This is a genomic window from Microbulbifer sp. MCCC 1A16149 (assembly GCF_050368945.1).
Taxonomy (GTDB): domain Bacteria; phylum Pseudomonadota; class Gammaproteobacteria; order Pseudomonadales; family Cellvibrionaceae; genus Microbulbifer.
Genome location: NZ_CP185959.1, coordinates 2,004,925 through 2,022,078, shown reverse-complemented (window position 1 = coordinate 2,022,078; position 17,154 = coordinate 2,004,925). Strand labels below are relative to the sequence as shown.

The window sequence follows — 17,154 nt, the reverse complement described above, 5'->3', positions numbered from 1 at the left end:
CGCCGGCTTGAGGTCAGTTGCCTGAGATCTGTACTCGCGAGGTGAGATATGAAAAATCTGCGCAAACACGGGGGCTTTACCCTCATTGAGATCATGGTAGTAATCGTGATCCTCGGGGTGCTGGGCGCCCTGGTGGTACCCAATATCATGGGCCGTACCGGTGAAGCACGTATGAAGGCTGCCACGGTCGACCTGCGGGCCATTTCCACCGCGCTGGATATGTACCGTATGGACAACTTTGTATACCCCAGTTCCGATCAGGGCCTGGAAGCACTGGTCAGCAAGCCGTCCGGCTTCCCGGAGGCCAAAAACTGGACCGAGCCCTACCTGAAGAAAGCGCCGAAGGACCCCTGGGGCAACCAGTACCAGTACATCAGCCCCGGCAGCTCGGGTCCTTACGACCTGTTTTCACTGGGTGCGGATGGCAAGCCCGGTGGTGAGGGCGAAGCGGCCGATCTGTTCGCTTCCGAGCTCTGAGGCCTGGCAGGGCCTTGGCTATGCGCGTCGCAGCCTGCCGCCAACGGGGTTTTACCCTGATCGAACTGCTGGTGGTGATTGTCATCATCGCTTCGCTGGCGGGTATGGCGACGCTTTCCCTGAGCAATAGTGACAGTCGCAACTGGACCGGCGAGGTCCAGCGGCTGGCAAACCTGTTGCAGCTGGTTTCAGATCGCGCCTTGATCGACAAGATGCACTACGGGGTGGTGTTCGAAGAGGATAGCTACCAGGTGGTGCGCTACGACACCGCCACCATGAAGTGGCAGACGATCGATTTCTCCGGGCAACCCGGCGCATCCGCCAACGCGCGTCGCTTTACCGCCCACCAGCTTACGCCCAATATGCGTCTGGAAATCCTTTCTCAGACGGAGTTGCCCGGTGCCAAGGATGCCGATTCCAGTTTCGGCGGCAGCCGGGCATCGAGCAGCGCTTCCCGCAAAGATGACAAGTCGGGCAAAAAGGGCAAAGAGGAAGAAATCCTGCCCCAGTTCGCCGCGCTTTCCAGTGGCGAGGTGCTGCCGGTGGAAATCGCCTTCCTGCTCCTCAAGGACGGTGATGTAGGGCGCGCCGCCGTTATTTCTTACAGCAGCCTCTACGGGATGCAGCTGGAGTGGCAGAGCGATGAATACTGAGCGCCGCCCAGGGCAGACACGGCGAACGGCCTGCTGCAGCCAGCGGGGATTTACCCTGGTAGAGGTGCTGGTAGCACTGGTTATCTTCGGGGTGATTGCAGCCAGTGTGCTGAAAACCCTGCAGGACAGCGTGCGTCAGCAAGCGGCACTCGAACAGCGGCTCACTGCCAACTGGGTTGCGCAGCAGGCGCTTGCGGAAATCCGCCTCCGTACAGACTGGCCGCCGCTGGGTAAAAAGACCGAGAAGGTGACCCTGGCGGATCGGGATTGGGAGGTCTCCGCAGAAGTCAAAACCACCAATGAGCCGAAAATGCGGCAGATTATCGTCCAGGTCGGGATGCCGGAGCAGCCACCGATTCTCACCATCGATTCCTGGGTGGCGCAATCTGTCGGTAGTGCGGCGGCTTCTGGTTCCGGACCGGGCACTGGGGGAGGGCGGTCCCCATGAGCCATCTTCACAAGGCGCCGGCCCGCGGCTTCACCCTGATCGAGATCATGGTGGTGCTGGTGATCGTATCGATCATCGGTATTGGCTCCTATTCCCTGCTGGAAACATTCTTCACTACCGACCGTGTTTTGACTGCGCGCGCCGATGAGATGCGTCGCTTGTCTATGGCCATGTATCGTCTGGACGATGATCTGCGGCAACTCACGGTGAGGCCAGTGAAAAACGCCTATAGCGGCTATGAGCCGGCTTTTCAGGGGGTTACCAACGAATTTGAATTTACCCGTCTGGGGGCCGCCAATCTCACGCGCGAGCCGCGCGGCAATGTTCAGCGTTTGCACTATGGGCTTGGCTACCCGGACGAGGATGCGGTGAGTCGATTCGAGCGCGACCCGGATGACGACACCGCGCTACTGTTGCGCAGCCGCTGGCAGATTCTTGACCGGGGCCCGGATTCGGAGCCCATCGCCGAGCCGATTCTGGACGGCATCGTCGACCTGAATGTGCGCTACTTCGACCGCGATACCCGCGCCTGGCTGGCCCAATGGCCGCCGGCTTCCTCCACCACCACTCCGGGTGCGGTGGATTTACGTCTTCCGCTGGCAATCGAGGTAACCCTGCAAACTCGCACAGGCGGCGAGATGCGGAGGGTGTTTTCTCTGCCTGAATACACCGTTTCTGCGGGTGGTAGCGGCTCGTCCGGCGGTACCGCCAGCTCGGGGGGGAGTACCAGTTCTGGCGGCGGTAGCACTGGCAGTTCCGGCGGTACCGGCAGTAGTGGAAGCACCGGTTCCAGCGGCGGCTCCGGCGGTGGGGAGCGCGATTCCGACAGTGACCGCGGGGAGGGGCAATGATCGTACGTACATTCACGCAGCAGCGCGGTGTGGCGTTGATCACGGTGCTACTGGTGATGGTCATTGCAGTGGCGGCGGTCACCCATGCCGTAACCCGGAATCGCCTGGCGATTTCCCGTACCAGCGCCATCCTTGCCAACACTCAACTGGCGGAGTTTGTGCACGGTGCCGAGGCCTGGGCCATTATCGCGCTGGAGAAAGATTTCGCCGATGATCTCACTGCAGCGACAGCCAGCGACAATCTTCAGGAGCCCTGGGCTCAGAAGATGCTCGAATTCAATCCTGGAAACGGCAAGATACGTATACGAATCAAGGACTTACAGTCTTGTTTTAACGTAAATAATTTAACAGAGAGTCGAGCTGGGAGCGCCGGTGCTAGCGGTGGGGGCGGCGCTGCTGGCACCGGGCACAGCAATGTGCTGCAGCGCCTGGTACGCAATCTCGGCGGACGCAATGAAACCGCTCTGGCCATCGTCGACTGGATCGATCCCGGTGACACGCCACTCGCATCCGGTACCGAAGACACCGGCTACCTCGGCCTGGAACTGGCATACCGCACCCCGGACACTTTTATCACGGACGTTTCCGAGCTGAGTGCAGGGCAGGGTATTGAGCCTGAAGAATGGCGTGCGATCGAGCCGGAACTATGCGCTCTGCCCGAGTCCTCCACCAAGGTCAATGTAAACACCGCGTCGGAAGCGCTGCTGTCGGCGATGTATCCCTCGGCAAATATTGCCGGGCTGATCAACCAGCGTGAGGGTGGAATGTTTTTTACCCAAATGGCGGATCTGACGCCATTTAGCATTACCAGCGGGGGCGAACTGGATTTCAACAGCGCGTATTATGTCGCGCATATTGCTGTGCAACTGGGCCCGGAACACCGGCAGTACTGGGAGTCGACCTTGAAGGTCGACACCACTACCGGTGCAGTCAAAGTCATACAACGCCAAAGACGCGAATTTTCCGGGCAATTGTTGCAGGAGTTACTGGGGGACTAATTGAGCCAGGAAGTGAAATTACTAAGGCTGCGCGAGCCGGTTGCCGGTTCGCACAGTGGTGAACAGGTGCTCGCAGCGGGCAGTGTTCTGCTACAGCACTGGCAGCAGGGCGAGTGGCAGGATGTCGCTACCGATGCCGCATTCCAGCTCGCCTTTGCAGTGGGCGCGCCAGACTCCGGTTATCAAATTGGTGAGCCTGAGACCGATGCCATGGAGTCCGGGGACCAGTCCGGCGCATTGACGTTCGAGGCAGACGAGCGGGCGATCATCCTTGTTCCGGGTAGCTGGGTCTGGAACGGCCTGGAAACCATACCGCGTGCGGCCCGCCGCCAGAGCAGTGCCGTTGGGTACATGGTGGAAGAGCAGCTTGCGGAAGATGTCGAGGACCTGCACTTCGTATGTGAGCCGGTATCCGGAGACCTCTGCAGTGTGATGGCAGTGGCCAGCGACAAGTTGGCAGCGCTGAAAGGGCAGATTGAGCGTCTGGGGTGGCCGGTCATTGCGGCGATCCCGGAATATCGAATCCTCGCCGATACGGATAAGCGCTCCGCAATATGGCTGGATACCGAACGCGCCCATTTCTGGCAGTCCTGCGGTAAAGGATTGTCGGTAGCCCGTCCGCTGGCGGGTGTGATTGCAGAGAGTCTGTTTGCGCCAGTAGAGGAAACCGTAGCGGAAGGTGCAGCCTCTGCTGAAGCTGGCGATGAATCAGGCCTGCGAGTAGTGGGCGATGCCAGCGAGCTTGAGCTTGCCACCTTTCAGCAACTCGCGGCGGTGGATGTTGTTTCGGAGCCCCCGGAAACGGCTTTTCTGGCGTCAGTTGGCGCTGTGGTGCCCGGCAACCTGCTGAGCGGCGAGTTCCAGATTGCGCTCAAGTCCGATGCTGGCCCCTGGTGGAAGAAGCCGGCGATTGCCGTGGCCGCCTGCTTTGTCCTGCAGCTGGTATTTTTTGTGGGTGCGGGTATCTATTACAAGGTACAGGCAGGCAAGGCTGATGAGGCTGCCAAGGCTCTGTTTACGAAGATCTTTCCCGGCGACAGTCCCAGCGCCGACCTTCGTCGCCAAATCACCGGCTACCTGAATCAGTCCTCCGGCGGTGGCGGCGAGTTTGCCGGTCAGCTGCAGCAATTGAGTAAGGTCTGGGCAACTGGCAAGCCTGGTGAGCTGAAATTGCAGTCCCTGCGTTTCGATGGCAACCGTGGTGAGCTGGTACTGCAGTTGCGCGCGGCCAACCTGGGGCAGCTGGACTCGGTGGTTGGCACCTTGAGTAGCGGCCAGTTCAAGGCCGAACTGCTGGCCGCAAACGAGCTGGAAGAGGGTGTGTCCGGGCGAATTCGCCTCCGGTAACCGCTGACGGAACAATCAGAACAAGACTATCCATCACTATGAAACAAACCATCGAACAGTGGCGCCAGAAGTGGGTCGCGTTGCCTGCAAGTGACCAGCGGGCGCTGGGTCTGCTGGGGCTTTTTCTGGGCAGCATGTTTATTGTGTTCGGGCTCTTTCAGCCCGCTCAATCCTTTTTCGACGGTGCCCGCACGGAAGCGGAGCAGTCCCGAGAGCTTCTCGCATGGATCGAGAAGCAGCGCCCGCAGTTGGAGCGCATTGAGCGCAGTAGTGGCGGGCAGTCGCAGGCCCAGGGAACCCTGCTGCAGCGCGTCACCGCAGCGGCGAACAACCACAAGGTCACCATCAAGCGATTTGAGCCGGAAGGTAGTGGGCGTATCCGGTTGTGGATTGATGAGGCCCGTTATCAGGATCTGCAGCCGTGGCTCAATACGCTGCTGCAACAGCGCTTTGTGATCCGCTCTGTCAGTGTGGATGCGCTGGCGGAAGAGGGTATGGTATCAGCCCGCTTGACGCTGGAGCGCTGAAAACGCTTTCGATTGTTCGGGGCTGCCTGATTCATTGAAATTTCTTTCGGTGCGCCAGCTTTCCTTTTAGTGCGGTGTGGTTTTTGGGCAACCTTTCCATTTATTGTTGTCGAATTGGGAATATTTTGCGGATTTCGTTCGCTTATAGCGGTTGGTTTGGGTCGTTGTGAGCTGATATTCCTGCTTGGGTTGTCGTTCGGTAGGGCATATTTCCTCCACAAATGGCGCTATTTTCTCCCTATACTCAAGGGTATTGAGAAGATACAGGGGCGAGACCATGCTGCTTCGTGACTCCGGGACCAACCATCTGATTGACGTGGCCGATATCGTCACGCTTGCCAATCCCTACGAATTGACTGTGGTAGGGCGATACCTCTGGGGAGAAGAAATCCAGGATCCGGAGGTGTTCGATAAGGCTCAGTTGCAGTTCCTTTCCGGCGAGTCCCTGCCGCGTTGCTGGCACGACAGCCGCTATCGGGATCGAGAGGTCCGTCGTATCAAGTGCGGCACCCGTATCGATGACAGTGACTACTATCAGGGCGCCTGATGTCGACTGGGATTGAAGTGATTGACTGAATGCGATCCTGTGGCTGTGTGATCATGCCCGGGATCCAATGCGTTTGAGTTGGCTCTGATCTACCAGCAGCTCGATACCTTCAGATTTTTAAAGCGCAGAGATATGAGAATCTCGGCCGCTATTTCGTGGTTTCGTACCATTTCCTCCTATACAATACGCGCCAATTTTTCTCCGGCAGATTGGATTGCAGGATGGGGTAGCGGCGCAAGCTGCTCATTCTTGGTGCAACTGTTTGCTGGAAACCCGGAAAGCTGAAGCGGAAGTTGTGAGCCATGAGCTTTGAGTTGTTTGAAGAGTACTCCCTGTTCCTCGGGATCGGCGGGTTAATCCTGTTTATGATCTTTATTGTGTGGAACCTCGCCAAGGAGTCCAAAGCCGGGCGTTTCGGTACTTTCATCCTATTTACCGCCCTTGGGCTTGGCTTGCTGGGCTTTGTGGTGAAAACCGTACTGGTCGAAGTCATGGGGTTGGGGCAGTAGCGCCTCGCCAGCTCCTTCCCCCCTTTCGGACACAGGGAGCGTTCGCCGGAATTGTCTTATGCCATTATTTGATCACCCCGAACTGAAAGTTCAGAAAGATCGCAAGGTATGCCGTAACACGGATACCCGCATCGCCAAGTACTCTCGCAGGGGTATGCTGTTCACGCTGGTGGCGTTTGCCATCGCTGTTGCCATTGGTGAGCTTCGCTCTATCGCGCCGAAACTGGTGCTGGTGCTGGCCATCGGCCTGGTATTGGTAACGCTGATTCGCGGCTACTATGTGTTCCGCTTTGGCCATATCTATGCCACCGGCCCGAAACGCTGGCGACATCGTTATTTTCTCGCATCCACCATTGCTGCCGTTTGGTGGGGTGTGATTCTCCTCAGTCACGTCTTCCTTCTCGGGTTCTCGCCCGCTACCCAATTCCTCTGGCTGTATACCGTGGTTTTTTGCGCGAGTGTCGCCTCGGTATTTTCTCCATACCACCGCTTCCTCACCTGGTTTCTCGCCGGTTCACTGGTGCCTGCTGCGTTGCAGGGGTTCCTGACGGCGGACATTCTCGGCGCGATTTACGGCGCGCTGACACTGGCCTTTGTCTGGTTGATGGCACATCAGGCCCGACGTGAATCGGAAAACTACTGGGATCGGGTGGCCGCCATGCAGGCGTTGCAGCAAAAAGCGAGCAATCTCGCCGCAGCCCGCAAGCACTCAGAAGCAGCCGTTGAAGTTACCAACGAGTTCCTTGCCAACGTGGGTCAGGAGTTCCGCAGTCAGCTATCCGACTCTCTCGGCGCCTTGGCGTTACTGGATGGCGACCGCTTGTCGGACCGTCAGCGGGAGTGGGTACGGCTGGCGAAAAACTCCAATAGCCAGCAGCTGAAGCTGGTCGACAACGTGGGGATGTTTACCCGTGTTGCCCGCAAGGACATTCACCTGCGACAGGCGCCATTTAACCTCGTGCGGACCATGGAGAAGGCGTTCAAATTTGCCGCGCGTTCTGCACAGCGGCAGCGCCTGGAGTTCAACTTCCAGATTAGTGAAGATCTGCCGGTGATGGTCACCGGAGATAACCGCAAAACAGCCCAGTTGATTCGCAACCTGGTGGACGCCGCAACAGTGATTGCCCAGAGCGGTGAGCTCTGGGGAGAGGCCTCTTTTGAACAACTGAGTACCGATGAGGGACAGTTGACCCTCAAGCTCGTCGACAATGGCCGCGGAGAGATCCTGCCGGACGAATCTGAATTGTTCGGTGCTTTCTCGCGTATGGATACCACCCAGGTCACCACAGGCCTCGGCCTCAATATTGCCAAGGGACTTGCGGAGGCGATGGGCGGCTACCTGCAACTGCATTCGTCCGACGACGGTAACCGATACATGGCGGTGGTTAAGTTTACGATCGAACCCAACCAGCGAATTTACCTGCAGGCCGATCGTCGTCTTCAGGATACCGATGTGCTACTGCTGCATCAAAAAGGACTGTTCGTCAGCGGTATCGTGCAGATGCTCCAGTCATTCGGCATGAATGTGACCAGCAAAAACTGGGACGACGGCAGCACCGAGCCGATGGATCAGTTGATGCAAGCTATGGATCGTGGCCAGCTGGTGGTGCTGGCGCCAGCCATGGGAGATGCGCGAATGTTAAGCGGTATCACCCAGGTGATTACCTCATCCCAGGCCGCACCCAAGAAGTTCCCGCTGCTGTGTATGGGCGGCTATGGCCATAAACTGGAGTTCACGCCGTTGGCGGCGGCGGAGCCGGAAGCCCAGTATCTGGCGCGGCCAGTGACACGCAAGGAGTTCCACGATGCGGTGGTGCTGCGTTTGTTCGGCGGCAGCAAAAAAGCCAGCCGCCGGGTTGTGTGTGCCAATGCTGAGGTCAATCGCAAGCGCAAGCTGTTGCTGATAGAAGAGTCCCGCCAGCATCTGGGGGTTACTGAAGAGATGCTGCAGGCGCTGGGCTATCAGGTCGAGGTTGTCGCGGCAGTGGAAGATGCATTGGCCCGTCTGCCGGACAACAACTACGATTTGGTCCTGGTGGATTGTCAGCAGAATACTGCGCACAGTGCGGAGATCATTGAGCAGTTGCGACTGTGGGAAAATGAATTTTCCCCAGATGACCGTCTGCCAATCGTTGCTCTCACCAGTACCACTGAGGAGCAGTTTGAGGGTCGCTGCCTAGCGGCGGGCATGGATGACTATCTCACCAAGCCACTGAGCAAGGATAGTCTTGCGGAGACGCTCGAGCGCTGGCTCGGTGAATGAAAAAAAAAGGCCTGTCACGACGACAGGCCTTTTTCGTTTTGGGGGCTCAAAACCAGATGGCGCAAGCTCTCAATGCGCCGGATCACATGGACCGTTGATCGATTCTCTTGCGAAACTCGGCGCTGGTTTCCTTGCGTTCGGAGTAGCGATCGGTGAAGTAATCCCGCTTGTCTTTCAGTAAGTAGGTGAACTTCATCAGCTCTTCCATTACATCGACGATTCGGTCGTAGTAGGAAGATGGTTTCATCCGGTCATCGTCGTCAAATTCCAGCCAGGCCTTGGCCACCGAGGACTGGTTCGGAATGGTGACCATCCGCATCCAGCGCCCCAGTATGCGCATCTGATTTACCGCATTGAATGACTGGGAGCCTCCGCAGACCTGCATCACCGCCAGAGTCTTTCCCTGAGTGGGACGGACGCCCTCGAGTGCGAGGGGAATCCAGTCAATCTGTGCTTTCATAATCCCGGTCATGGCGCCGTGACGCTCGGGAGATGACCACACCATACCGTCACACCACGTGGACAGGTCGCGCAGTTCCTGGACTTTCGGATGCGTTGCATCAGCGTCATCGGGCAGGGGCAGCCCGGACGGATTGAAAATCCGGGTCTCCGCACCGAGGGCTTCGAGGATACGTTGCGCTTCCTGTGCTGCCAGTCGGCTGAACGAACGTTTCCGAAGTGATCCATAGAGCAAAAGAATTTTCGGGCGCTCGCTGGTAATGGAGGCCTGTAACTGTCCGAAGTCGGTAGCCTGAAAACAATCCGCTTCCATATTGGGCATGTCCTCGGTGTTCGGCGGTAGATCTTGAGACTTCATGACTCGGCTCCAAACCAATGACGGGTTCTGTTGGCAAATGCCACCAGCGATAACATAACGGGCACTTCTACCAGAACGCCGACAACCGTGGCCAGTGCGGCGCCGGAGTGCAGGCCAAACACGGAAATGGCCACCGCTACCGCCAGCTCAAAGAAGTTGGAAGTGCCGATCATGCACGCGGGGGCGGCGATGTTGTGCGGCAGCTGCATGCTGCGCGCTGCCGCATAGCTGATGGCAAAAATACCGTAGGTCTGTATCAGCAGTGGAATGGCGATCAGCACGATGGCCAGCGGGTTCTCGATAATGGTTTGCGCCTGGAATCCGAACAGCAGCACAACCGTGGCCAGCAGGCCGGCTATGGAAATCGGCTTCACTCGGGCGAGAAAATTATTCAACCGGCTATGGTCATTGGCGGAATCGAGCTTGCGACGGGTAAGGATGCCGGCAACCAGTGGTAACAGGACGTACATGACAACCGAGAGAATCAGGGTTTCCCAAGGCACCGTGATATCACTGACACCGAGCAGCAGTGCCGCAATCGGGGCAAATGCGAAGACCATGATGACGTCATTCACGGAAACCTGAACCAGGGTGTAGTTGGCATCGCCGCGGGTGAGCTGGCTCCACACGAACACCATGGCGGTGCAGGGCGCAACGCCGAGCAAAATCATGCCGGCGATATATTCGGATGCGGTCTGCGGATCGACAAGATCGGCGAAGATAACGCGGAAGAACAGCCAGCCCAGCGCGGCCATGGTAAACGGCTTGATCAGCCAGTTAACCACCAGGGTCAGGGCGAGACCTTTGGGCTTGTCGCCAACATGGCGGATGGAAGAGAAATCGACCTGCACCATCATGGGGTAGATCATCACCCAGATAAACAGCGCGACTGGCAGATTGACATGGGCTACTTCCATGGCGGCAATTGCCTGGAACAGGTCGGGTGCAAAATTGCCGAAGAACAGACCGGCCAGAATACACAGGCCAACCCAGACCGAGAGGTATCGCTCAAAAATGCCCATGTTTACTGCTCCTCTGAAGCGAGTTTGGTGAGGGCATCCTGCAGTGCGCTGCCGCGCAGTTGGTCGAGCTGCAGCTCGAGCATGGTGCTTACCCGTTGCCTGATGATGTCGATGGTCTGATTGAAGGCCGCGGCTTTTTCTTCGTCGCTGCCCTCCAGTTTTGACGGATCGGCAAGGCCCCAGTGCACTTTAATGGTGTCATCGAGCCAGATCGGGCAGGCTTCCCCCGCGGCGCTGTCACACACGGTAACCACGACATCCGGTTGCCAGCCATCCAGGTTGTTCCAGGACTTGCTGTGCAGGCCGTCGATGGCAATGCCCTGGGCATCCAGATACTTCAATGACAGCGGGTGAACGACGCCGGACGGCTGGCTGCCCGCACTGCGCGCTTCGAGGCGACCCTGTCCGAACTGATTGGTAATGGCTTCGCTCAAAATGCTGCGGCAGCGATTGTGGGTGCAGATATACAGTAGCTTCATGGACTTCCTTTCGTGATGTCGGGGTTTCGCCGCAGTCAGCCGCATTGCCCCTGTCGGGCAGGGCGAGATTGCATCCGGGCGAGGGCATTCGCATTTTCCGCGATAAAGTCGAGGTTCGTTTCCAGGGTGGTTTGCAGTACCTGTTTTACCCAAGCGGGGAGGGTACTGCTCAGGCTGTAGAACACCCATTGTCCCTGGCGTCGATCACTCAGCAGTCCGCATTGACGCAGTTGTGCGAGATGTCGCGAGATCTTGGGCTGGCTCTGATCCAGAGCTGCCATCAGCTCGCATACGCAGAGTTCTCCCTCGCGGGTGATGAGTAAGAGGCTGCGTAAACGAACGTCATCCGCCAGGCATTTGTAAAAATTTACCGGGTTCATGCATGTGCTCCAGACGATGTGGGCGAAGCATATGTGATTTTATGTATATATGGAATACCGAATATGCCGGGTTCCAGATAAGCACAGTTGTGGATAAGGGGGCAGGGTATCGAGGTGGGCGAAGGGGAGCGACTCAGACCGGCGATGGACGGTGTCCACCGCCGGCGACAAGGTTATCTGGCGGAGGCTCAGATCTTGAATTCGGCCCACACGGGCGCGTGATCCGATGGGCGTTCCATCCCGCGGATATCGTAGTCGATACCGGTATCGACACATTTTTCGGCGAGGGACTGGCTGGCGAGGATCAGGTCGATCCGCAAACCGCGGCGTGGCTCGCGGTCGAATCCGCGACTGCGATAGTCAAACCAGCTGAACAGATCGTTGGTCTCCGGGTTCTGGGCGCGGAAGGTGTCCACGAGACCCCAGCCCTGTAGCTTCTCCAGCCACTCCCGCTCCTCCGGCAGGAAGCTGCACTTGCCGTCCCGCAGCCAGCGCTTGCGGTTGGGTTCGCCGATACCGATATCCAGATCGGTAGGGGAAATATTCATATCGCCAATCACCAGAACAGGCGCATTACTGTCGCACTCCTTGTTCAGGTAGCTGTCGAGGTCCGCATAATATTTCTGCTTGGCCGGAAACTTGATCGGGTGTTCGCGGTTTTCACCCTGCGGGAAATAACCATTGATGACCGTTAGTGGCTGGTCGGCGCCAATATCGAACTGACCGGCTACCAGGCGGCGTTGGGCATCGTCCGCATCGGTGGGAAAGCCATACTGCTTTTTGATGAACGGGTAACGGGAGAGCAGGGCGACGCCGTAATGGGTCTTCTGGCCAAAATAGATTACCTCGTAGCCGAGGTCGCGGATCACGTCGACGGGAAAGTCTTCGTCGGTAACCTTGGTTTCCTGCAGGCCAATAATGTCGGGTGACTGGCTTTCTACCAGTGCTTCCATCTGATGCAGCCGCGCACGGATGCTGTTGACGTTGAACGATACGACTTTCATTTTCCCTCCCCCGGAATTCATAAAAACCAAAGCCCGCTATTCGCAAGAATACCGGGCCAGGTGTGCAATCAATAAAGGGCCGGTGAATAAACCGGCCTGCTTGTTTATTCGCTCAGCGCAATGTCTCAGTCGAAGTTGGCAACTTGCGGCGAGCTAGCGTGCTTTTTTAGGCCGATAAAGTCCGCCATGATGTAGCCCGCTTCATTCAACACCGGATCATCTTCCAAGGTGATCTCGACCGGGCCACCCACGGGCTCGGTGTCTTCGGATTCGCTCTTCTCCATGGCTTCGAAGCTCTCGTAAGGCTCGAGACCTTTCGCTTCACGACGCTTGTTTTCCATGGCGAGCAGTTCCTGGTTCATTTCCTCCCGCTCCTGGATGCGTGCTTCCTCGTTCAGGGAAACGCTTTTGCGGTTTGCCCGTTCGGTCTGGTAGTCGAACTGCGCACGCAGGAATACGAAGTCCGGATCGACCTGGGTGCGCTTGTCGTGCTTGCGGGTCAGGTCCGGAACCATTTCTTTCAGGTTGAAGTACTTGGCATGGCGCACTGCGTGAATACGGTCCCACGGCAGGGCGGTATCGTACGCGCTTTCGCCCACGCTTTCGCTGTCGATAAGCTGCGGCATGCTGATATCCGGGGATACGCCGGCATGCTGAGTGCTGTCACCGGAAACCCGGTAGAACTTCGACTGGGTAATCTTGAGCTGACCCTCTTTCAGAGGCGCCATGGTTTGCACGGTGCCTTTACCGAAAGACTGGTTACCGACAACCAGACCGCGGTTGTAGTCCTGAATTGCACCGGCAAAAATCTCCGATGCGGATGCGGACAGGCGGTTGATCAGTACTACCAGTGGACCGCGATACATGGCGCGGGAGCGCGAGCGGTTGTGACGGGAAATCTGCTCATTGGCATGGCGGATCTGTACTACCGGGCCCTGGTCGATAAACAGGTCGGTGAGCATCGTGGCTTCCTGCAGGGAGCCGCCACCATTGTTGCGCAGGTCGAGGATGATGCCATCCACGCCTTCTTTCTGCAGTTCATCCAGCAGGCGGGCCACATCGCGAGTAGTGCTCTTGTAGTTCGGGTCGCGACGGCGGTAGGCCTCGAAGTCGATATAGAAAGTAGGCAGGTTAATCACCCCCACCTTGTAGTTCTGTTCGCCATCGGAGAACTCGAAGGTGGCTTTTTTCGCGGCCTGGTCCTCGAGCTTCACTTTGCTGCGCTTGATGGTGATGGTGCGATGGGTACCGTCACTGCCGGTGGGAATGGTTTCAAGACGCACAAAGGTGCCGGCTGAGCCGCGGATCAGATCCACCACGTCGTCGAGGCGCCAGCCAACGACATCCACCATTTCACCGTCTTTGTCCTGGCCGACTGCCACGATCTTGTCGTTCGGCTTGATCTTGCCGGTGCGGTCTGCCGGACCACCGGCAACCAGGCGCGCGACCTTGGTGTATTCATCTTCCATCTGCAACACCGCACCAATTCCCTCCAGCGAGAGGGACATGCTCATGTTGAAGTTCTCCAGCGAGCGCGGCGACAGGTAGTTGCTGTGCGGGTCGTATAGGCGGGTGAGGGAGTTCATGTAGAGCTCGAATACATCGTCCGAGTTCTGCTGACCGAGACGCTTGAGCTGCCCTTTATAGCGGCGCTTCAGCAGGTCGGCGATTTCTTCGTCGGTCTTGCCGGTCAAACGCAGGTTGAGGACGCTGGACTTGAGGCGCTTGCGCCAGAGGTCGTCGGCAGCACCGATGGACTGGGGCCAGTCGCTCTTTTCGCGGTCCAGCTCCAGGGACTCGTCCTTGGTGAAGTCGAACTTCGGCAGGCCGTTATCCAGCTGGGAAACGATATTGTTCAGGCGGTCGGATACTCGCAGGCGATAGCGGTTGTAGATTTCGAATCCGCGATCGACATTTCCGGCCTTGAGGTCGTCGTCCAGCTTGCTGCGCCACTGGCGGAACTCGCTGATGTCAGATGACAGGAAATAGCTTTTGGTGGGATCCAGGCTGTCGATGTACTCATCCCACAGCCCGGTGGACATTTCGTCACCCACTTTCAGCTTGTTGTAGTGCAGCATTTCGAGTTTGCTGACGATCTCGCGGGCGGTACCACCCTGATCTTCGTGCGGTTTGAGATCTTCGACTTCCGCCAGTGACACCGGCGAGGTGAGAACCAGGAAGGAAAAGGAAAGGCCGGAAATCAGTGCGGCTATTCGATTGCTAAGCATAAGGAGTCTCTTTATACGTCCTACTTCAAGGCGCCCCACTGCAAAGTAGGGCCGGAAGCGGTCTTCCGGAGCAGTGGCGACTTATAGCTTAGGACAAGTATAAAGGCTGAAAGCTCCGAAAGGCATGAATTGCTTCCTCATCGAGGCGAAAGGTGCCTTAAGTGAGACAGCCTGGAGAAAGCTTTCCCCGCCATCAAGTGTTTCAGGGCAGGAAGTTGCACAAATATTCGCCTGCGCTCAGTGCGACACGTATAAATATCGTTCAATTGCCGACTCGGACCGGCAATTTCGCCGGACTGAATCCCATCTGCGATGAGCTGAGCGATTATCCGAGGGCATATCGGTATCTTAGCTGTGCTATCCGTGAAGCTCAGATATTGACCGCAATCGGGGCTGTCGTTTTGCGCAGGTGTAGCGACGATTGCAGCATCTCCAGCATTGCAGGTATCTGCTTTTCACCGACCTCTAGCAGGTTATATGCATCCGGGTTCATCAGCCAGTCCTGCAGTAAACCGAGCACCCCGGCGTGAAGAATAGGCACCGCCATCTCGATATCGAGGTCTTCGGGCAGCTGGCCCACCTCAACCGCGGCGGTGACCAGGCTTCTCAGGCGTCGGGTGCCTTCTTCGTGACCTTCGGAGCAGCGTTGGTGAATCTCGCCATTTTCGGCGACCCACTCGCAGCGCAAAAGAATGATGGAAAAGATTCTCCGCCACTGCTCGTTGAGCATCACTTCCCGGTACATATACAGCCAGCGGTTGGTGAGCTCGCCGAGCGGATCTTTGCAGCCTTCGAGCGGCGCCTGACAGAGCGATTCATCGGGTAGCTGGATGCGGTCGGCGAGGGCGCTGAACAGGTCGGCCTTGTTCTGGAAGTGACCATAAACCGCACCGCGGGTCACGCCGGCCAGTTCCGCCACTTCGGTAAGGGACGGGCGTGAAACGCCGCGCCGGTCGAAAACATCGATGGCCGCGTCGAGTATGCGTTCGCGGGTCTCCAGAGCGTCTTCTTTTCTGCGTTTCGCCATGAATCGGTTCCTGGGTATCTCTCTTGCGTGCCATTGACCGGCATCAAAATCTATGTACCAAACGGCACGTTATAAGGTTTAGTTTAATTCATAGTCATGCGTGAATAAATAGTTGATATTCATTCATGCATGTATTTAAATTGCATGCATTAGGCCAGATAAGTCACGTTAGTCTGGGGCTTTTGTCTTTTTTATGACCGGGTCAGTCAGCCCGTCACGTTTATTACGCATTGTGATGCCGGGGATTTGCCGGCTGCGATGCCTTTGTACTTGAGTTCAGCCAACCGGGTGTCAGCGGTTCGATACCGGTATGGATGCAATAACGAGGTTTCCATGTTGCACAAAAAGAAGTCGTTGATCTCCGGCAGCCTGCTGCTGGCAGCGGTATTGTTGTCTGCTTGCGGGGAAAAGCAGCAGGCAATGCAGGGACACACGCCGCAGGTCACCGTCGTCACACTCTCCAGTGAACCGGTAACGCTCACCCGCGAACTGCCGGGCCGCACCAACCCCTACAAGGTGGCTGAAGTGCGTCCACAGGTTGATGGTCTTGTGAAAGAACAGCTGTTTCATGAGGGTGGCCTGGTGAAAGCCGGTGAGGCCCTGTATCAGCTGGATGACGCGCGGTATCAGGCGGACTACGACAGTGCCAGGGCTTCTCTGGAACGCGCACAGGCTGCATTGAATATCGCCAGCCTGAACGCAGGCCGTACCAAAGACCTGGTAAAGACCGGAGCAGTGAGCAAGCAGGACAACGATACCGCGATTGCCTCACTGCAGCAGGCGCGGGCGGACGTGGCAGCGGCCAAGGCGGCACTGCAGCGCAGCAGGGTAATGCTGGATTTTGCCCGTATCAGTGCGCCGATCAGCGGTCGGATCGGGATCTCCTCGGTCACCCAGGGTGCGCTGGTAACGGCCAATCAGTCGACTGCACTCGCGACAGTGCAGCAATTGGACCCGATTTATGTGGATCTGACCCAGTCGGTCAGCGAACTCCTGTCCCTGCGTCAGGCGGTGGCTTCCGGCAATATGCAGAGCGCACAAAACTTGCCCGTGACCATTCTGCTCGAAGACGGCAGTCAATATCCCCACGCTGGAAAACTCGAATTCTCTGAAGTGAGCGTGGACCCGACTACCGGAAGCGTGCGACTGCGCGTGGTTGTTCCCAATCCAGACCACCTTCTTTTGCCGGGCATGTATGTACGCGCCTCGGTAGGTAGTGGCCAGCGCCAGAATGCGATTCTTGTGCCGCAACAGGGAATTGCCCGCGACCCGAAAGGCAATACCTCTGCAATGGTACTGGGCGAGGGGAATGCCGTTGAGGTGCGCCCGGTAAAGGTTTCCCAGACCGTCGGCAGCAACTGGCTGGTAGAAAGTGGCCTGAACGCCGGTGATCGGGTGATCGTCGAAGGCCTGCAGAAGATTCGCCCGGGCGTCGTGGTGAATCCCGGCGAGGCAGTAACGCCAGCACCGGTAGATTTGCCGGCACCTGGCAATAGTGCTGTGGAAGCGACTACCTCACAGTCCAATGCTTCCGAGAATCCAGAAAAAGCCGGCGAAGCGCGCAAGGGGTAACAGCG

18 protein-coding genes are annotated in these 17,154 nt (G+C 57.5%); 11 read left to right on the top strand and 7 right to left on the bottom strand.

The genetic code is table 11. The annotated features are described in order from the left end of the window. The first annotated feature begins 48 nt into the window (after positions 1 to 48). From gspG to ACONT6_RS08575, 10 genes are all read left to right on the top strand, one after another. A complete protein-coding gene (gene gspG, locus ACONT6_RS08620) occupies positions 49 to 477 on the top strand; it encodes a type II secretion system major pseudopilin GspG (RefSeq protein ID WP_428821305.1) in 429 nt (142 codons plus the stop codon). A 20-nt stretch (positions 478 to 497) separates the two neighbouring features. Next, positions 498 to 1,130, top strand: a complete 633-nt coding sequence (locus tag ACONT6_RS08615; protein ID WP_428821304.1) for a type II secretion system protein — start codon at positions 498 to 500, stop codon at positions 1,128 to 1,130. Continuing rightward, positions 1,120 to 1,578, top strand: coding sequence for a type II secretion system minor pseudopilin GspI (gene gspI, locus ACONT6_RS08610; RefSeq protein WP_428821303.1), 459 nt, complete (start codon positions 1,120 to 1,122; stop codon positions 1,576 to 1,578). Before ACONT6_RS08615 ends, gspI begins: the two co-directional genes overlap by 11 nt. After that, on the top strand, positions 1,575 to 2,429 hold the full coding sequence (gene gspJ / locus ACONT6_RS08605) for a type II secretion system minor pseudopilin GspJ (protein ID WP_428821302.1): 855 nt from the start codon (positions 1,575 to 1,577) through the stop codon (positions 2,427 to 2,429). Before gspI ends, gspJ begins: the two co-directional genes overlap by 4 nt. Next, positions 2,426 to 3,427, top strand: a complete 1,002-nt coding sequence (gspK, locus tag ACONT6_RS08600; RefSeq protein WP_428821301.1) for a type II secretion system minor pseudopilin GspK — start codon at positions 2,426 to 2,428, stop codon at positions 3,425 to 3,427. Before gspJ ends, gspK begins: the two co-directional genes overlap by 4 nt. A gap of 12 nt (positions 3,428 to 3,439) precedes the next feature. Further along, positions 3,440 to 4,774, top strand: a complete 1,335-nt coding sequence (gspL, locus tag ACONT6_RS08595; RefSeq protein ID WP_428821300.1) for a type II secretion system protein GspL — start codon at positions 3,440 to 3,442, stop codon at positions 4,772 to 4,774. Between the two features lie 38 nt (positions 4,775 to 4,812). Then, positions 4,813 to 5,301 carry a type II secretion system protein GspM gene (gspM, locus tag ACONT6_RS08590; RefSeq protein WP_428821299.1) on the top strand — a complete coding sequence of 163 codons (489 nt, stop codon included), beginning with the start codon at positions 4,813 to 4,815 and terminating at the stop codon, positions 5,299 to 5,301. Between the two features lie 277 nt (positions 5,302 to 5,578). Beyond that, a complete protein-coding gene (locus tag ACONT6_RS08585) occupies positions 5,579 to 5,848 on the top strand; it encodes an acetyltransferase (RefSeq protein ID WP_078085091.1) in 270 nt (89 codons plus the stop codon). Between the two features lie 302 nt (positions 5,849 to 6,150). Beyond that, complete coding sequence (locus ACONT6_RS08580; protein WP_078085092.1) at positions 6,151 to 6,357, top strand: DUF2788 domain-containing protein; 207 nt, start codon at positions 6,151 to 6,153, stop codon at positions 6,355 to 6,357. 58 nt (positions 6,358 to 6,415) lie between these two features. Beyond that, positions 6,416 to 8,620 carry a hybrid sensor histidine kinase/response regulator gene (locus ACONT6_RS08575; RefSeq protein ID WP_428821298.1) on the top strand — a complete coding sequence of 735 codons (2,205 nt, stop codon included), beginning with the start codon at positions 6,416 to 6,418 and terminating at the stop codon, positions 8,618 to 8,620. Positions 8,621 to 8,702: 82 nt separating this feature from the next. Here ACONT6_RS08575 and arsH read toward each other — a convergent pair whose 3' ends face one another. The 7 genes from arsH to ACONT6_RS08540 form a co-directional block, all read right to left on the bottom strand. Beyond that, positions 8,703 to 9,437, bottom strand: a complete 735-nt coding sequence (gene arsH, locus ACONT6_RS08570; protein ID WP_428821297.1) for an arsenical resistance protein ArsH — start codon at positions 9,435 to 9,437, stop codon at positions 8,703 to 8,705. Next, positions 9,434 to 10,459, bottom strand: a complete 1,026-nt coding sequence (arsB, locus tag ACONT6_RS08565; protein ID WP_428821296.1) for an ACR3 family arsenite efflux transporter — start codon at positions 10,457 to 10,459, stop codon at positions 9,434 to 9,436. The genes arsH and arsB overlap by 4 nt, the downstream gene beginning before the upstream one ends. A gap of 2 nt (positions 10,460 to 10,461) precedes the next feature. Beyond that, complete coding sequence (locus tag ACONT6_RS08560) at positions 10,462 to 10,938, bottom strand: arsenate reductase ArsC (protein WP_428821295.1); 477 nt, start codon at positions 10,936 to 10,938, stop codon at positions 10,462 to 10,464. Positions 10,939 to 10,973: 35 nt separating this feature from the next. Next, positions 10,974 to 11,318, bottom strand: coding sequence for a metalloregulator ArsR/SmtB family transcription factor (locus tag ACONT6_RS08555; RefSeq protein ID WP_428821294.1), 345 nt, complete (start codon positions 11,316 to 11,318; stop codon positions 10,974 to 10,976). A gap of 188 nt (positions 11,319 to 11,506) precedes the next feature. Then, entirely contained in the window at positions 11,507 to 12,322 is an 816-nt protein-coding gene (gene xthA, locus ACONT6_RS08550; protein WP_428821293.1) for an exodeoxyribonuclease III, read from the bottom strand. A gap of 125 nt (positions 12,323 to 12,447) precedes the next feature. Next, complete coding sequence (locus ACONT6_RS08545; protein ID WP_428821292.1) at positions 12,448 to 14,550, bottom strand: carboxy terminal-processing peptidase; 2,103 nt, start codon at positions 14,548 to 14,550, stop codon at positions 12,448 to 12,450. Between the two features lie 370 nt (positions 14,551 to 14,920). Beyond that, positions 14,921 to 15,577, bottom strand: a complete 657-nt coding sequence (locus ACONT6_RS08540; protein ID WP_428821291.1) for a TetR family transcriptional regulator — start codon at positions 15,575 to 15,577, stop codon at positions 14,921 to 14,923. Between the two features lie 333 nt (positions 15,578 to 15,910). Here ACONT6_RS08540 and ACONT6_RS08535 point away from each other — a divergent pair, with 333 nt between their 5' ends. Continuing rightward, positions 15,911 to 17,149: an efflux RND transporter periplasmic adaptor subunit gene (locus ACONT6_RS08535; protein ID WP_428821290.1), complete on the top strand. Its 1,239-nt coding sequence runs from the start codon at positions 15,911 to 15,913 to the stop codon at positions 17,147 to 17,149. Positions 17,150 to 17,154: the final 5 nt, after the last annotated feature.

Coding starts and splice junctions, on each gene's coding strand:
- ACONT6_RS08535 (WP_428821290.1), top strand. CDS start 15,911: ATGTTGCACAAAAAGAAGTCGTTGATCTCCGGCAGCCTGCTGCTGGCA.
- xthA (WP_428821293.1), bottom strand. CDS start 12,322: ATGAAAGTCGTATCGTTCAACGTCAACAGCATCCGTGCGCGGCTGCAT.
- arsB (WP_428821296.1), bottom strand. CDS start 10,459: ATGGGCATTTTTGAGCGATACCTCTCGGTCTGGGTTGGCCTGTGTATT.
- gspM (WP_428821299.1), top strand. CDS start 4,813: ATGAAACAAACCATCGAACAGTGGCGCCAGAAGTGGGTCGCGTTGCCT.
- gspI (WP_428821303.1), top strand. CDS start 1,120: ATGAATACTGAGCGCCGCCCAGGGCAGACACGGCGAACGGCCTGCTGC.
- ACONT6_RS08575 (WP_428821298.1), top strand. CDS start 6,416: ATGCCATTATTTGATCACCCCGAACTGAAAGTTCAGAAAGATCGCAAG.
- gspK (WP_428821301.1), top strand. CDS start 2,426: ATGATCGTACGTACATTCACGCAGCAGCGCGGTGTGGCGTTGATCACG.
- gspJ (WP_428821302.1), top strand. CDS start 1,575: ATGAGCCATCTTCACAAGGCGCCGGCCCGCGGCTTCACCCTGATCGAG.
- arsH (WP_428821297.1), bottom strand. CDS start 9,437: ATGAAGTCTCAAGATCTACCGCCGAACACCGAGGACATGCCCAATATG.
- ACONT6_RS08545 (WP_428821292.1), bottom strand. CDS start 14,550: ATGCTTAGCAATCGAATAGCCGCACTGATTTCCGGCCTTTCCTTTTCC.
- ACONT6_RS08555 (WP_428821294.1), bottom strand. CDS start 11,318: ATGAACCCGGTAAATTTTTACAAATGCCTGGCGGATGACGTTCGTTTA.
- gspG (WP_428821305.1), top strand. CDS start 49: ATGAAAAATCTGCGCAAACACGGGGGCTTTACCCTCATTGAGATCATG.
- ACONT6_RS08615 (WP_428821304.1), top strand. CDS start 498: ATGCGCGTCGCAGCCTGCCGCCAACGGGGTTTTACCCTGATCGAACTG.
- ACONT6_RS08560 (WP_428821295.1), bottom strand. CDS start 10,938: ATGAAGCTACTGTATATCTGCACCCACAATCGCTGCCGCAGCATTTTG.
- ACONT6_RS08540 (WP_428821291.1), bottom strand. CDS start 15,577: ATGGCGAAACGCAGAAAAGAAGACGCTCTGGAGACCCGCGAACGCATA.
- ACONT6_RS08585 (WP_078085091.1), top strand. CDS start 5,579: ATGCTGCTTCGTGACTCCGGGACCAACCATCTGATTGACGTGGCCGAT.
- ACONT6_RS08580 (WP_078085092.1), top strand. CDS start 6,151: ATGAGCTTTGAGTTGTTTGAAGAGTACTCCCTGTTCCTCGGGATCGGC.